Annotated in this window: 14 protein-coding genes; 1 reads left to right on the top strand and 13 read right to left on the bottom strand. The window is 47.2% G+C overall.

Features of this window, described 5'->3' with window-relative positions; translation table 11 throughout:
* Window positions 1–112: 112 nt before the first annotated feature.
* The 9 genes from C161_RS11915 to C161_RS11875 all read right to left on the bottom strand — a co-directional run bounded on the left by C161_RS11915 (window position 113) and on the right by C161_RS11875 (window position 11,263).
* Window positions 113–919 (bottom strand): SDR family oxidoreductase, encoded by an 807-nt coding sequence (locus C161_RS11915; protein ID WP_036670438.1) that lies wholly within the window; start codon window positions 917–919, stop codon window positions 113–115.
* A gap of 229 nt (window positions 920–1,148) precedes the next feature.
* Entirely contained in the window at window positions 1,149–1,991 is an 843-nt protein-coding gene (locus C161_RS11910; protein ID WP_036670437.1) for a protein phosphatase 2C domain-containing protein, read from the bottom strand.
* Between the two features lie 10 nt (window positions 1,992–2,001).
* On the bottom strand, window positions 2,002–2,754 hold the full coding sequence (locus C161_RS11905; RefSeq protein WP_017689069.1) for a vWA domain-containing protein: 753 nt from the start codon (window positions 2,752–2,754) through the stop codon (window positions 2,002–2,004).
* Window positions 2,755–2,788: 34 nt separating this feature from the next.
* Window positions 2,789–4,861 carry a membrane protein gene (locus C161_RS11900; RefSeq protein ID WP_036670436.1) on the bottom strand — a complete coding sequence of 691 codons (2,073 nt, stop codon included), beginning with the start codon at window positions 4,859–4,861 and terminating at the stop codon, window positions 2,789–2,791.
* Window positions 4,862–5,019: 158 nt separating this feature from the next.
* Window positions 5,020–5,295 (bottom strand): WXG100 family type VII secretion target, encoded by a 276-nt coding sequence (locus C161_RS11895; RefSeq protein ID WP_017689071.1) that lies wholly within the window; start codon window positions 5,293–5,295, stop codon window positions 5,020–5,022.
* 186 nt (window positions 5,296–5,481) lie between these two features.
* Window positions 5,482–6,030, bottom strand: a complete 549-nt coding sequence (locus C161_RS11890) for a WXG100 family type VII secretion target (RefSeq protein ID WP_017689072.1) — start codon at window positions 6,028–6,030, stop codon at window positions 5,482–5,484.
* 6 nt (window positions 6,031–6,036) lie between these two features.
* Window positions 6,037–6,867 carry a hypothetical protein gene (locus C161_RS11885; RefSeq protein WP_036670435.1) on the bottom strand — a complete coding sequence of 277 codons (831 nt, stop codon included), beginning with the start codon at window positions 6,865–6,867 and terminating at the stop codon, window positions 6,037–6,039.
* Window positions 6,868–6,883: 16 nt separating this feature from the next.
* On the bottom strand, window positions 6,884–10,888 hold the full coding sequence (essC, locus tag C161_RS11880; protein WP_036670434.1) for a type VII secretion protein EssC: 4,005 nt from the start codon (window positions 10,886–10,888) through the stop codon (window positions 6,884–6,886).
* A 54-nt stretch (window positions 10,889–10,942) separates the two neighbouring features.
* Complete coding sequence (locus C161_RS11875; protein WP_036609203.1) at window positions 10,943–11,263, bottom strand: hypothetical protein; 321 nt, start codon at window positions 11,261–11,263, stop codon at window positions 10,943–10,945.
* A gap of 422 nt (window positions 11,264–11,685) precedes the next feature.
* Here C161_RS11875 and C161_RS32970 point away from each other — a divergent pair, with 422 nt between their 5' ends.
* The gene (locus C161_RS32970) at window positions 11,686–11,925 is read left to right on the top strand and encodes a hypothetical protein (protein ID WP_074094612.1); all 240 of its coding nucleotides are present in this window, start codon (window positions 11,686–11,688) and stop codon (window positions 11,923–11,925) included.
* A 123-nt stretch (window positions 11,926–12,048) separates the two neighbouring features.
* Here the strand turns inward: C161_RS32970 and C161_RS32765 are convergent, their stop codons facing one another.
* From C161_RS32765 to C161_RS11860, 4 genes are all read right to left on the bottom strand, one after another.
* On the bottom strand, window positions 12,049–12,201 hold the full coding sequence (locus tag C161_RS32765) for a hypothetical protein (protein WP_164783094.1): 153 nt from the start codon (window positions 12,199–12,201) through the stop codon (window positions 12,049–12,051).
* Between the two features lie 245 nt (window positions 12,202–12,446).
* The gene (locus C161_RS11870; protein ID WP_036670433.1) at window positions 12,447–13,922 is read right to left on the bottom strand and encodes an aldehyde dehydrogenase family protein; all 1,476 of its coding nucleotides are present in this window, start codon (window positions 13,920–13,922) and stop codon (window positions 12,447–12,449) included.
* A 170-nt stretch (window positions 13,923–14,092) separates the two neighbouring features.
* Window positions 14,093–14,632 carry a GNAT family N-acetyltransferase gene (locus C161_RS11865; RefSeq protein ID WP_036670432.1) on the bottom strand — a complete coding sequence of 180 codons (540 nt, stop codon included), beginning with the start codon at window positions 14,630–14,632 and terminating at the stop codon, window positions 14,093–14,095.
* Between the two features lie 114 nt (window positions 14,633–14,746).
* Window positions 14,747–15,085 (bottom strand): L,D-transpeptidase, encoded by a 339-nt coding sequence (locus C161_RS11860; RefSeq protein WP_036670430.1) that lies wholly within the window; start codon window positions 15,083–15,085, stop codon window positions 14,747–14,749.
* Window positions 15,086–15,095 lie beyond the last annotated feature (10 nt).

Below are 15,095 nucleotides of genomic sequence, written 5' to 3'. Positions count from 1 at the left end.
CTCTATTCGAATGTTAGCATTATAACAAAAAAAGCCGTTCCAGAGGAACGACTATCGCAGACACACCCTAAGACACGCCTTAGCAAAAATGAAATTTATCCAGAATACTCACTTAGCTGAGCAATGACTCGGCACCATCTATGACGATCTCTGCTCCGGTAATATGTCTGGATTCGGACGATGCGAGGAAACTTACCAGATCGGCAACATGTTCCGGTTGACCCGGCCCGTCCGCAAGTGGTTGCTGTCCTTCCGGGAACTCCATCGGAATAATGATCTGCTGTAGATCATCCGTTTTGACCGTACTTTGATCGATATTTGTTGCAATCGCTCCTGGACAGATCACGTTCACACGTATCTTGAACTTCGCCAGCTCAAGCGCAGCCATCTTGGCAAAAGCAACCTGTCCTGCCTTGGACGTGCTGTATGCCGACATGCCAAAGCTTGAGAATCGTTGATTGCCATTAATCGAACTCGTGATGATAATACTGCCGCCACCCCGTTTTTTCACGTGAGGCAATGCATATTTAATCGTGAAAAACGTACCATTCAGGTTGGTTGTAATAATCTGTTGCCAATCTTCAACCTGAATTTCCTCAATCGGTGCCGATACACCGTTAATGCCCGCATTGGCAAAAACAATATCCAAACCGCCGAATAACTCAACGGTTTCCAGTACAGCCTTTTCCACACGTGACGGGTCGGAAATGTCTACATCAAATGCTCTTGCCGCACCGGGGTGCAGCGCATTAATCTCAGCTTCCGTTTCCGAGATCCGATCATTCACCAGATCAAACAATGCAACATGTGCACCCTCTTTAGCCAGCTTGACCGCAGTGGCTTTCCCAATCCCGGACCCTGCTCCGGTAATAATCGCAACCTTACCCTGGAACCGTGACTTGCCGTTATGTTGTGTCATTATCCATTCCACTCCTTTGATTTAGCAATTATGTAAGAATGTACGTTCAAGCTCATCGTTAAAGAGGTTGTTCAAAAAGTCCGCTTTTGAACACGTACTTAAAATCAATTCTTCACAAGATTACCCAAAAAGAGTGTCTTTTAAATCAACACCAACAAGTTTTTTCACAGTTGATCTTCGCCGCTGTCACAGCTTCATCAAGATCGATCCACATCTTGATATCCCGCACTCACCATTCCAGCTCAATGAAAGCGGCATCATCTTCAAGACCGCCGGTATGTGTCGCATCCAGCAGTACCTGAATGTGTTCATCCGGGACATAGGCTTGAATGGCATCCAGATCGTTCAGTCCATCCGTATACAACTGAAGACGCAGTGAATCTCCTGCGGACCCTTTCATCTCGCAGATGTGCGGCTTACCACCAACAGGTCCTTCAAGTGTAGACCAACGCTCATTTGTCTTGCAGTGAGTCTGAAATAATTCAGACTGTTCCTGACCATTACGCCACAGGCGAATACGGGAATCTCCTTGCCACGCTAACCATACACGGCTTTTGCGGCCGCCTCCCGTGAGCTCGATCCGCCCACACACATACATGGCCTGACTGCCCCGACTTCGCTTTTCCATCAACACTTCACGCAGCAACAAAGGGGAACTTTCCAGTGGCTGTAATTTCTCCAATTGCTCCGATGCGGGAAGGGTAAGATCATGGAGAAGACGCTCAACACCCTCTACCGTTGTGTGTTGCGTCGTTTCCAACCAATCCAACAGAGCATTCCCTAGAAAACGCGCTGCAAAATCGCCCAGGTAACTCATGCCTACGCCATCACACAAAACAAAATTGCAGATATTCCCTTTCATACGTACCGCAGCAAAGTCCTGTCCGGTATCTCCCTGATGTACCGTCTCAGCCGCTCTGCCATAACCATATCTGCACTTAAATGTACCCTGATAGCGAGTTAGCGGCTGTTCCCCGGTCTGTACACTCACATAGCGAAAGTTGCCATGCCGTTGCTCGGCATGGCCCCCCTTATCTCCAGCAGACAATGTTGCCAAACGCATCGATCTCATGATTCCCCTCCTATCTCACAGGCGTAGCAGCGGACATCTGGAACCCGATTGATACCAATTCTGCACATGTACCTGGCAGCATCATGAGTGCACCGGGTGCAAGCAAATAATCAGCTTCAACAAGCATTTCCCGATAACTTTCGGGCAGGACGGATGACATATTCCGCAGCTTCTCTCCATGCTCATCCTGTAGATTCGTTTCCGAAGAGATTCCCTTCCATCTTCTAGGTTCAGCAATTGGTCCTTCCAGCAGATGATCCGATATAAAAATATTCTCCACCAGTACATTGCCGTCAGGTACACTCATACCCATGATTCTTTTGGCAATCGGTTCGGGATCTTCACCTGTAGCTACCCCGTCGGTCATATGGCATACAAGTGGCGCAGGACAATCCTGCATATTCGGAATTTCAGCCTGTAGAATCTTTTCCGCCTGCAGGAAAGCCTTCGCAGAATCTGAAAACCGTCTCGGTGTCAGGTCAGGCAAAGAACCAACTGCAGCGATCTCGTCAATCCCTTTGATTCCGTTCAACAAGTCATATACATCATCGCTGTAAGCCAATATGGCTATACGATAGCGAGGTGTCAGACGATTTCCCTTGGTAGAGCGAAATACCATTTGGCGGATCGCGAGAGATAAGGCATCATAGACGACGTCAATCCGTCGACGATTTTCCAGAACCATGTTCATGGAGGCGCTAATATCAATTAAATATATAATAAGTGCAGGTGTACGCTGTGATGCTTGAATCGTGTAGTTCATCTAGGGTGAGTCACCTCCATCATTCACGTGTTATTTATAAGTTAGGCAACGTATAGCTGTTGTTGCTCAGGAATTTGTTAATGGCACTCATTCGAGCGGCTACTTTGCCAACACCTTTGAAATAGGAAGCATCGGTATTGTAAAGATTTTTGAAATCACGGGCATACGATTCCGCATTTTCAATTTTTCTGCCTTTTTGAGCGTTATACGTTTTATTGTAATGAGCAATCAGCGTGACCACATTCTGGGCACGTTTTTTCTTCAGAGCTGCTTTCTGAGCAATCTCCTGTTGACGTTTAACTTCAGCTGCCGCTTTACGCTCCGCTTCCTGTTTTGCAAGCTTGGCATCATTCTCTTTTTTCCAGACCAGATAAGCTTCATATTTTGCCTGTTTATCATACTTCTCCTGCTGCGCTCTCTTAGCAGCTTCTTTCTTCTGCTGTTCTTGCTTCACCAGAAAGGCCTCATATTTCGCCTGTTTGTCGTACTTGGCCTGTAACGCCTTACGTTCTTCTTCTTTTTTCTTTGCTTCAGCTGCCTTCTGCTTGGCTTCAGCAAGCTTTTTCTTTTCCTCTGCGTCCAGTTTTGCAGCATCTGCGGCCTTTTGCTTCTCTTGTTCTTCCTGCTGTTTGAGCGCAGCTGCCTTTGCTGCTTCAGCCTCTTCCGCAGCTTTGATATCTGCCAGTCGTGTGGCTTCCTGCTGTTCTTTCTGTTTCACCTCTGCCTGATCGGCGAGTATTTTGACCGTTGGCACGCCACCTGCCAGCAATACAATAAGCACAGCGGAGGATATCATGAACTTTTTGGATCTGTAGAATGGCACAGGTACAGGTTTGTCTGTGTCTTCTTTTGGATTAAGCTTTGCATCCAGTTCCTTAATTGCGGCCTCGACTTCCATCTGCATCGCGCTGTTATGAGGAATAAAATGATAAAGCGAGCGGTACACTTCCAGTGCTGCAGCCGGTTTATCTTCATCCTCCAGGGCTCTTGCTTGCAGGAACAGACGGTTCACAACCGCTTCCTGATCGGGAGAGTGCGGCGTTTGGGGACGGTTCCCGTCTTGCGTATTCACCGGTTCACTTACTGGTTCTGAGCTCTTTTTCAGATTCACATCAGCTTCGGATGGATTGGCAGCTTTTTCTTCCGATGTCGCAGCCGCCGCATTGGCCTGATCCACGTCTACCGCAGCCAATGCAACATACCACTCACCAAACGTCGGACAACTGCTCAGATCGTGACTTTCCCAAGCTCGAATAAACAGATCGGACAGTTTGGAACCCCAACGCTTCTCAAGGGACTCCCGCATCGCATAATACCGTTCACTCACCGTTTGCATTTCATGCTGGTCAAAATAACTTTCGCCCCACGCTTTCTCTACAATCACAGGGTCGGACCAGCTTAACATTTCAGCAATGATAACCGCTCCGGCAAATCGGTCAGCATATGAACTCCACAAACCGCTGTGCACTGTTCGATGGGCTGCATAACCGGGTGACCCGGCAAGCAGGGCATCCGGACGATCCATCTTGGAACCGTACATCTGCTCGACATCCACAAGTTCTACCGCAGACATCTTCCCCAGGTTCTCCACTTCGGAAAAAAACGGAATCATTACATTGGGAGCGGACATATCGCAATGAGCCAGTCCACGTTGTTCCATAGCCGAACCTGTTCCAGCAAGCGCTCTAGCCAGCTTCAGGCTCTCCTCAGCCGTCAACTGTCTCTGATCACTGATTACATCGAACCAGGTCTGACCTTGCACCCATGGCATCAACACCGCATATAACAGATCGGGATGTTTTCCAATGAGCGCTCCGTTTCTTTCCGGAGTGAGCACATCACGCTTGCATACCTGCAAACCTGGCAGTTCACTATAAGACTCCATATGCTCAGACTGATATACCATAGCCGGAATACGGAATTTAGGAAAAAATACTTTTAGTGCTTTAGCCCCATGAATGGAACCATTTCGGGGTAACAACTGATAAACAATCCCCTGCCTTCCGGCTTGGGCATAAGCCAGACCCGGCGCTGCCGGATGTTGCCCAATCGTATAGGCAATGTCGTTAATCACCACTTCATCCCCGGGATTTGGTTGAAAAGACATGCTTATCCCTCTCTCTGTCCTAGTGTCATAGTTGCAACAAAAACCGGGTGTTGTGAAAACGCCCGGTTTTTGCTGTAGTTGTACATCTTCAGCTTGCTATCCACCTATAATTCAGGACGAATTCAGACTTCACATCGGCCTGATCTATGTAAAGCAGATTAACGAGCTTGGTCAGCTGTACGGAATTTGTTAGCAATAGCTGTAAGTTCAGCGCTGATGCTGTTCAGCGTTTGAACGAATGATTGCATTTGTTTGCTAGCTTCTTGGAACTCTTGGAAGAAGCGTTGCTTTGTCATACCTTCCCATTGTCCTTCCATGCTTGTGATGGATTGAGTCAATGTAGATACGATTTGCTGACTTTGCTCACCGCTTTGTTTAAATTGGTTGGAAACCTGATCAAGCTGCTCTGGGGTAACTAAAATACGTCCTGCCATTTGTAAATTCCTCCTTGGTTTGTGCAATTAAATTTTTACTTGTTCAAATTGTACTATACCAGGATCGATCGGACAAAAGCCGAAGGACCTAATCCTATTTACCCCATTTTCAGCACTTGAAACTTCTCCTAACAGCCTATTTACAAAAAAATATTCACTTTCTGCTGTTACTTTTATTCACCCTGTTCAGGAAACAACAGGCTCGGTCCCTCTTCTTCCCCGAAAGGAAGGATCTGTGAATCTCCATGCTACAGGCTCAGGCTGCATAGCCTGCACCAGTGTAGCCGGGGAGCCATCAGGCGGAGCGGCATCCTGTACACGATATACGGCCGCCATTGCGGAAAGGGGATCGGATACTACAGCTACAGTTGCAGAATGTGCAGGCATGATTTCTCCTGTACGATTGTTCTGAAGAACATTCAGCATATTGACCGCATTACCATAGGCTGTGTTCACATGACTCAGCACGGAACGATACTCCATGTCTGCCTGCTGGAATAACAACGCTTTGCGTCCCAGCTGTACGCTTAAGTCCATTAATCGACGCAGCGCATCCTCGCCCAGTCGTTTACTGTGATTCCATTCATTCATCACCGCTGCGCGGGATTCAACCTCCCACTCCAGCGAATGAATCGCCTGATCCAACACTGTCATCTTTTGCTGTATTTGCTCCGCTGCATACTGAATCTGCTTGCTCAGTGCCCGAAGCACATCCGGTTCCACACGAATGCGCATTTACCATCACCTTTCCTCTTCCCCTGCAGGCTGTTTAAGCCAGTCCAGCAGCATCTCGTGAAACTGTTCTCTAGTCGTTAGTGCTGCAACAAGCCAATCATCTGAAGCCGCAGTGCTCATCCGGAACAACCAGTTGGAAACCGCACTTGCAGCAAATGCTGCCGACTGCGACTTCCACCCGTCTTCATTCCATACAAGCAACCTGAGCTCCCCGTCTGACTCCTTACCCACCAGACAGCGTGCCAGTGCAAGTGAGCCCTCAGGATCACTTGTCTCCTGTTCGAGTTCCGTTGCTACGGTCTGTACTCCGCTGTTTTCGAGCTCATTCATGACATCATAAAATTTTTTCTTGGAGCACATTAGGGCCGGTTTCTCCGCAGGAGAATGGCCGCTCCATTTCATCCGCTCTATCAGAACATCAATGGCTTCACGAACACTTCCCAGATCGCTGAGCCGGAACGAGTCCGGTACGTCGTCAACACGGGAAACTTCAACGACCCGCTCATCCGTGCAATGGATATAACTCTCATACGACTTGCCGTTGATCGTGTAGCGAATCCAACAAGCTCTGTCGGACAATCCGGCAATGGCTACCCTGGAGAAAACGGTCGGTGTCATGATCAGCTCATCGGTATCCTGATCCCGAATCAGATATCCTTTGTCAAGCAGGGAGGTTTTGACACGCTCCCACTCCATCGCGATATCCTCCGCCATATAGCCGCGAAACGGATCTTCCACACCAAGCAGTCGGTCTGAACCGAGAATACCAGCCAGGAAAAAAAGTTCCTTTGTTTGCAACGTGACTACCTTTTGCTTAGAATCATGAACCGTCAACATTATGAGCCACCTCCCCTCAAACTACAACATGCCATCGGTCACGAATTTCAGAAATCCAATCGGTCATTTTCCAGCTGTCATCACATGGAACTGCACCTTTAACCCTGGAATATTTACGTTTTACATAATAACCTTGACCCGGAGGCAGTACCTTCAGCCCACCTGAACTACCTCCGGATTCGGAATAAGGTATACGGAAGAACGAGAGATCGTTAGGGTCTAAAGTCCCGAACAGCATTCCACTCTGGGAAGCCTTCACATCCGTTACCCAGTCAGAACCAAAAGTTGGGAAGTCTGCCGGAACTCCGGATAGAATCACGTGTACACCGCGATCCCTTCCTTGACGAACAATCGCTCCCAATTGATCTTTCACATTAAAATCGTTTAACTGCTTGGACAAGGTGTCCGCATCGTCGATGACGAGCACAAGTTCCGGTCCACCGGAAATCTCGCCTCTTTTCAGAACTTCATCGTACAACTGTTGAATGACAGGCGCAAGCTGTTCTTCTCGCGATACATGTCCACGGACATGGGGCAAACTGCTGATTTCCCCCAGCCCACCTGAGCCATAACGCATATCTACTGTGTATATTTGCACATCTTCCGGAGAAGCATGATAAGCCAGTGATAACATCCATGTCAATAAAAATGTCGTTTTGCCGCCTTCCATCGGACTCGTTACCATGAAATGCGGACCTTCACGCAGATTAAGCTCGAATGGTTCCAGATCATCCGTAAGCAATCCCACAGGGACAGTTACAGACGATGTATCCCAAGCCTGACCATATGATCCTGTCCGAATGAGCAGATCCTTCAGTTTGATTTCTTCAGGAAGTGGAGCAATCTGCGGCGCTTCTTCCCCTGTCCAGCCTTGGCGAATCTCAGCAATCGTACGGCGCAGTGCCGATGAACGCTTGCCCTCATCTGCCCCTGAAGAGGGTAATGCCGCCTGAAACATTAACGGAGGCACTTGCCCTTTGACCAGACCTCTTCCTGGCGGAAGTTGGCTTGGGGCCTTGGAAGGTCTTCCCACGGCATAATAATAATCGCTTGGATCGGATAACTCAAATGAAACCGCATTGGGAATATTGCTTCTGAATTTTTCAAATACATCTGTTACCCGATTGGCTGTGAGCACAAAGGTGATACCCAGACTTCCGCCTTCACGCAGGATCGTCTCCAGAAGTTCATTTTCTTCCGGATAGGCATTGCGGAATGAAAGATAACCATCGATAACGACCACAACCTGCGGGACAGCCGCGTGAGCTGTCCGGCGGTACGCCGAAATCGTTTTAACCCCCGCCTCCGAGATGATATCTTTGCGTTGTGCTGACAGCTTGAGAATATAGCGGAATAACCGCTTGATCCGGTCTTCCTCTTCAGCCATCATCACACCACCGATCTGAGGTAGTGCTGCAAAGTCTTTCATCATACGGCCCATATCGATAATGTAACCATGCCAAGGCTCAGTTCTATGGGAACGGGCCAGAGACATAAGCAAGGTCTGAACAAATGTTGTTTTGCCCAGTCCTGGCATGCCGTACACGACCAGATGTCCTTGATCCACAGGCAATGCGAGCGGTTGTTGGCGCTGATTAGGGAGATCATCCAGCAAACCAACCAGTGGTTTCAGACCACTCGCTCCGCCATCAAGCAGCAGCTCCCGATTCTCTTCTTCCTGCCATTCCTGAAGACCTTCCCATTCCAGTGTCTCTGGTAAAGGTGGCAACCATGGTCCTGGCAAACGACGGATACCCGCATCCGCTGCAGACTGCGCAACATAATCAATAAATACCTGAAGCTGTTTCGGAACATCTTCACCTTTGAGAACGGCTCTGCGCTCTCCAGTTAACAGAGGCTCCCGCTTACCGTTCAGGCGCACTTCCATAACAGGCAATACCGTTGTTGAATCCTCCTGCTGGTTATAAGGTGCACCACTCCAGGCGAATTGCATTTCTTCAAACACTTCATCACTACCAACCTGGAAATATCCGCGACCAGGCTTTGTAATCCAGGCAGCATTTGGAATCTTGATCATATCCCTGCTATCTCCCTCACTCTGTACGCGAAGGCAGATCCGGAAACGAGAATTACTCCATATTTTATCGTCTACAACACCAGCTGGCTTTTGGGTTGCCAGAATTAGATGAACCCCAAGTGTCCGACCAATGGCCGCGATACTGATCAATTCATCCATGAACTCCGGCTGGTCCCGCTTCAATTGAGCAAACTCGTCAATGATAATAACCAGATGTGGCAGTGGCTGTTCATGTCTGGAACGCAGAATCTTGTAATATTCATCAATATGCTGGAGGTTTCCCGCATCATTTAATATTTTTTGCCTTCTGACCAGTTCGGCACGAAGTGAAATATTCGCCCGCTCGATCAGATTCCCATCCAGATTGGTGATTGTCCCTACCACATGAGGCAGATCAACAAATGTATTGGACATCCCGCCACCTTTATAGTCAATCAGCATGAAGGCCAGATCATGTGGATGGAATTCAGCAGCGAGTGAAGCTACGATGGACTGGATGACTTCACTTTTACCTGAACCGGTTGTACCTGCAATCAGACCATGGGGACCATGACCCTGACGTTCAATTTTGTCATGCAGGTTTATCGCAATTTTTTTGCCGCCAGCGCGTACACCCATTGGTACGGGCAGCGTGTCAGGATATCTCGTCTGTCCCCACCTGGACACCACATCCAGATCTTCCACGCGTGATGTGCTCAGCATATCGAATAACGGAAGCACTTGCGGGATATCTGAAGCAGATGACCGCTTTAACCGGATCGGTGACATATAACGGGAAAGAGCCTCTGCCATCTCCTTCGAGATCACATCAGGCTTGTACGTTTGTTGAATAACATCCGCATCTTCCGTTTTTTTGATATACACCCCTTTGCCTTTGGAGGCATCCATAATCAACTGACAATGCATCGGTAGAGACTCCTTGCGATTAGCCAGTATGATGGTGCATACATCAATCTCGTGAGCCGACTCCAGCAGCAGCGGAAGCAACGGTTCTTCTTCAATTAATTGCGTATCGGAGAGAATTACAACGTAGCACGGCGTTTGTACGCTTTTCTTGTAGCGGTCTTCCTTATTGTTACGACGCCGATTCAACACGGAAAACAAGCTGTCCGCCAATTGATGCGCACCGCTGTGCCTGTCGGCCATATAGCGTTGTCCTTGGTCTTCATCCCAGATATGGGGCATCCAGCGAAGCCAGTCCCATTCCTTGCTGTCCTTTTCTTCATAGAAAGCAGCAAGCTTCAGTTCATCCGGGGAATGGCGTACCGTCAGTTGTGAGATGATGACTCGCAGGGAAGCAAGCACTTCCTCCCGATCACCGACAAGTCCCATAACCTTCGATTGGAACAAAGGCAATGTAATGGAAGCATCTGGTACCGTCTGGAATTCAGCCGCAAGTTCATGGGCCGCTTCAATCAGCTCATCCTTCTCGTAACCATCAATCCGCGGAACCTGAAGTTTGATTCGGAATGGAATCTCTCCCGTACCAATGCGCACCTGAAGGAAATCATCATCCTCTGGTGAACGCTCCCACAAGGAACTGTTCCGGTTCTTCACCACTTGAAGACACACACCCGGATCACCATGAATTTCGTACAGGCTCTTCACTTGCTCCGCCTGAGCTTCTTTCAGTTCTTCCCGGTGTTTGTCCAATTGGGCAAGATACATTATTTTTCGTTCTTCCAATTTTTTGCGATATGATTTCTTGTTGCTCAGATACACGAAGAATGGAATGGTGTAAGAAGTAAGCATCATCATGACCGTCATCATCTGAAACATCATATAATTGCTATTGCCCATTTTGCCGGTCATATTGATATATACGTAGAAACCAATGCTAACCATGGTCATCATGATCGGCACAATAATGGATATCATGGAAAACGTGGGTTTGCTCGGTTCTGTTGGAGGCCTGAGTATTTCGAGTCTCTCTTCCTTGAGAACCGGTGTCATTCTTGGAGAACGCTGATATAACACATTCACGAAGAGAAGACCTCCTTTAGTTCGTTCAATAATGAATGTATACGTTCAAAAGCCCTATTCGTTGCTGTCCTGTTGAAACAATGAACGTCTTCCATATACAGGCGCTTCTTCCGAAGTTGTTGAAAAAGCCCGCTGGACACGTACGCAACTGCCTTGTCGTAGCCCCGTTTCCATTAACTGCTGTGCGTTCTGCGGAGAGAACCACAGACCTTCCGGAAACTTGGCTTCAAGGATGTACTGAATGCCGTCTCCCGGTGCCTGTCCAAAAATGCGAACGCCGAGTAATGTCTTCAAATGTTCGATGGTACATTCGTCCGGAACATCGATGTCGAACCATTCTCCTTCCTCGCGGCCGGAATGCACGGTTAGAATCATCCGAATCCCTCCCATGGTCTCATATGTAAATTGTCCTAATGTCAGATTAAATCAAAAAAAAGAGAATGAATCGTTATATCAACCCTATTTTCTTACATAAACACCCTGTTTGCAATGTACCACTTGTAATTTTGTTACATATGACCCACGTATATATTAAAATATCGTACATTCGACTCAGAACTTTTGTGGCAGTTATGCAATTTAATATTGCGAGGATACGAAAATTATCGTTTTTTGTTCCATTTAAATGGTAATTAAGTTACGTTTTTCAGGACTTTTATTCCTTCGCTCACAATTGAATTGTGAACACTTTTCAAACATTACCCACCTTTATGTTTTCATAAGCTGATTTTAAGGTAATTTTAAGCATTGGAATTTAATATTAGCTGTATGAAATAACAACCGTGAGGTGATTTCAAGTGAGAACCCTAATAACCTTTCAAAACAAATCAATCCCTGTATATTTTAATCAAGAAAACAAACAACCTATGCAGAAGACATTAAGATTGCTTAGCAGTGCTCTTGAGCATAAAATTAGCAACGGTAAACGCGCCATTCAAAAATGTCTGCATTCTTTAATTAGTATTGAGATTGTTAATGGAGAAGCCATTCTCCACAGTCGAAGTGAAAACGACTCCCTTGCTTTATCGTTATATTAAAAGGAGTCAACCAAGACACATTCATTACAAGACATGAAAAAGGAAGCTGTCGTCATAGACAAGCTTCCTTTTTTTGAGTTGTATACACGTTAACAGCGGATCACAATTATTATCAGCCATCGCTCAGTGCAGTTTGCTCAGGACATAGGCGGCATCATGTTCTTCCGCAATCTCGGCTTTACGAATACGAATGACAAACAGCCGAACCAAATTGGCACGTGTATGTTCTTCCTGACAGGTATTCAGTTTCCTCAGAATAAAGCGGTCAATGGACATGAATTTAAAGCCCCTTTGCCATTGGATTTACGGATCGATTCTTCCGTGTATCCATAAATAACCAGATAGCGTCAGCCCCAAACAGCTTTTCCACTCTTATCTTAAGCCGTATTTTGCTGAGGTGTAAAATTGTGCAAAAAGCCCGTCCCACCAAGCTGTAGACGGACTTTCGCATGATTTGTCGATCTTTTTGTAACCCACTCTAATCATTCATAAATGCCCCTGCTTGTTCACCCTTTTTCGACTTATTTTACTCCCGGATATTCCCGATATTGGTGCTGAATGCTGATCCAACGCGTACGTGTAAACTTCTCAATGGCCCAATCCCCACCGAAACGTCCAATCCCTGAAGCTTTTTCACCGCCAAACATCACATGCGCTTCATCGTTCACAGACTGATCATTTACATGCACCATACCTGATTCAATGCGCTGGGCAACCTGATATCCTCGATTCAGATCTTGGGTGAATACGGAACCACTAAGTCCATAAGGCGTATCATTCGCCAAACGTACAGCTTCCTGCTCATCATGAGCCTTCATGATCACTGCTACTGGGCCAAACAATTCCTGCTGCACGATATCCTGTTCAGGTTTAACATCGGCAAGTACAGTAGGAGACAGCACACTGCCTTTACTGGTCCCTCCGAGCAATAACCGTGCACCTTCGGCCTTGGTTTTGTTCACAAGCTCCAGCAATCGTTCTACCTCTTTTTCCCGAATGAGAGGACCCACCAGTGTTTTGGCATCCGCTGGATCACCTGCCTGGACATTCTTCGTTTTGGCTACAAATGAATCGACGAACTTATCGTAAATATCGGCATGCACAATGATACGATTCAGAGCCATACAGATCTGTCCCTGATGCAGAAACTTGCCAAAGACCGCCGCTTCGGCAGCACGTTCAATATCCGCATCTTCCAGCACAACCATGGCGTTGTTGCCACCAAGTTCCAGTGCCGTTTCTTTTAAATGTTCACCCGCCAGTTTACCGATCCCTTGTCCAACTTCTGTGGAACCCGTGAATGAAATTACTTTGGGAACCGGATGAGCGACAAAGTAATCCCCGATCTCGCTGCCACTTCCCGCAACGACATTTAGCACGCCCTCAGGCAGACCCGCTTGTTCAAACAAATCGGCAATGAGCCAACCTGCCGTAATCGGAGTGTCTGATGCTGGTTTAATCACCACACCATTACCAAGGGCAATCGCTGGAGCTACAGATCGCAGGCATAGATGCAAAGGGAAGTTCCATGGCCCGATAACACCAATCACTCCCTTAGGCTCACGAACCACACGGTTCTCTTTGCCAGGGGTATTGGACGGGATGATCTCACCCTTCATGCGATAAGGAAAAGATGCTGCTTCATCCACAATGCGTTTAGCGGCTGCAAACTCCGCCTCCGATTTGATCCGGGTACTCCCGGATTCCGTGATCAACAGTTGAATGATCTCCTCTTTGCGCTCCGCCATCAGGGATGAAACTTTACGCAACACCTCTTCTTTCGCAGCGGGCAAAGACTTCGCCCATTCAATCGAATTTTTCTGAGCTGACTCATAAGCCTTATCTATGTCTTTCTTATTGGAAGAGCGCCATGTGGCAATAACTTCTCCCGTATAAGGATTGATATTCTCCATTGTTTTCTCACCGGAGCCATCTACCCAGCTGCCATTAATATATTGTTTCGTCCATGTTGTATGTTCAGTGTCCATTAAAGTCATGTGAATACGCCTCCTGATCAAGATTAAATGTCACACCTGCACAACGGTGTAATACATCATTAACCTTGTTCAGAATTACGCAAACGTGAAGACCTGAATTAGCTCTTTCATTCTTTAAGTTTAAGGGAAACAATACAACCCCCACTATTCTCTCAGCATCTGGACGTCTTTCAACAGTCGGGCAGGCTCTTCTCTCCAAAGAGGCTCAAGTCCTCCCATCCGTAGCCAACTTCGATCAGATCTTGACCACCAATGCGGAGGGACTGTGTCTGGACTGGAGTGCCTCCCATCTTTTCATAGAAGCGACAAGCTGAATTACGCTCCAAAGCCCATATAATCAAACGTTTCATATTGTGGGTCTGCAGATGATGAACGACATGTGTCGCGAGTTGCTGACCTATCCCCGTTTGTTGCACTTCCTTCAGCAAATATATAGCATACAACTCTCCATCATAAGGTAATTTGCCTTCACGCTCCTTACCCCCACAAGCAAATCCGACAATGTTCCCATCATCCTGTTCAGCTACCACCAAGATCTGATCCTTTTCGCTAGAACGAATGGTCTTCTCCCACTGGGACAATCTTGATTCTATAGTCAAATGATCCAAAAAATCGTCAGGCACAATTCCCCGATATGTTGTTTTCCAACTCTCCGTATGTACATGAGCTATCCCCTGCGCATCCCCTTCACGCGCTGGCCTGATCAGCATAGCTATCACTCGCTTTCTCTCGTAACTGCCGCAACTTTACCATATTATATGTTCTTCTTTCTATAATTCCAAATTCATCCACTGAACTACCTCTTATAAAAGTAAAATCCGGCACTACGGCCGGATCGTTACCCTAGTGCCTACAGATACCTTGGAAGACAGATCCAGTACATCCGAGTTGTACATGCGCATACAACCGTGGGAGACAGATTTGCCAATAGACCAAGGCTCATTGGTTCCGTGTATGCCATAATGGGGAGCAGACAGCCCCATCCAGAACACGCCAAATGGCCCACCTGGATTCGATTGTTTGTTAACAATAGTGAACTCCCCGTTTGGAGTCTGCGTGAGCATCTTGCCGGTGGCCACAGGATAGCCCTTAATCACCTGATTGCCGTCCAGAAGATATAACATGTGGTCAGACAGATCTACAATAATCCTGTAATCTGGCATAATGACATCC

Source organism: Paenibacillus sp. FSL R5-192, from assembly GCF_000517845.1.
In the GTDB taxonomy this organism is placed as follows: domain Bacteria; phylum Bacillota; class Bacilli; order Paenibacillales; family Paenibacillaceae; genus Paenibacillus; species Paenibacillus amylolyticus.
Note: the sequence above shows the minus strand (reverse complement) of the source record. Positions and strands in the feature narration are given on the sequence as shown.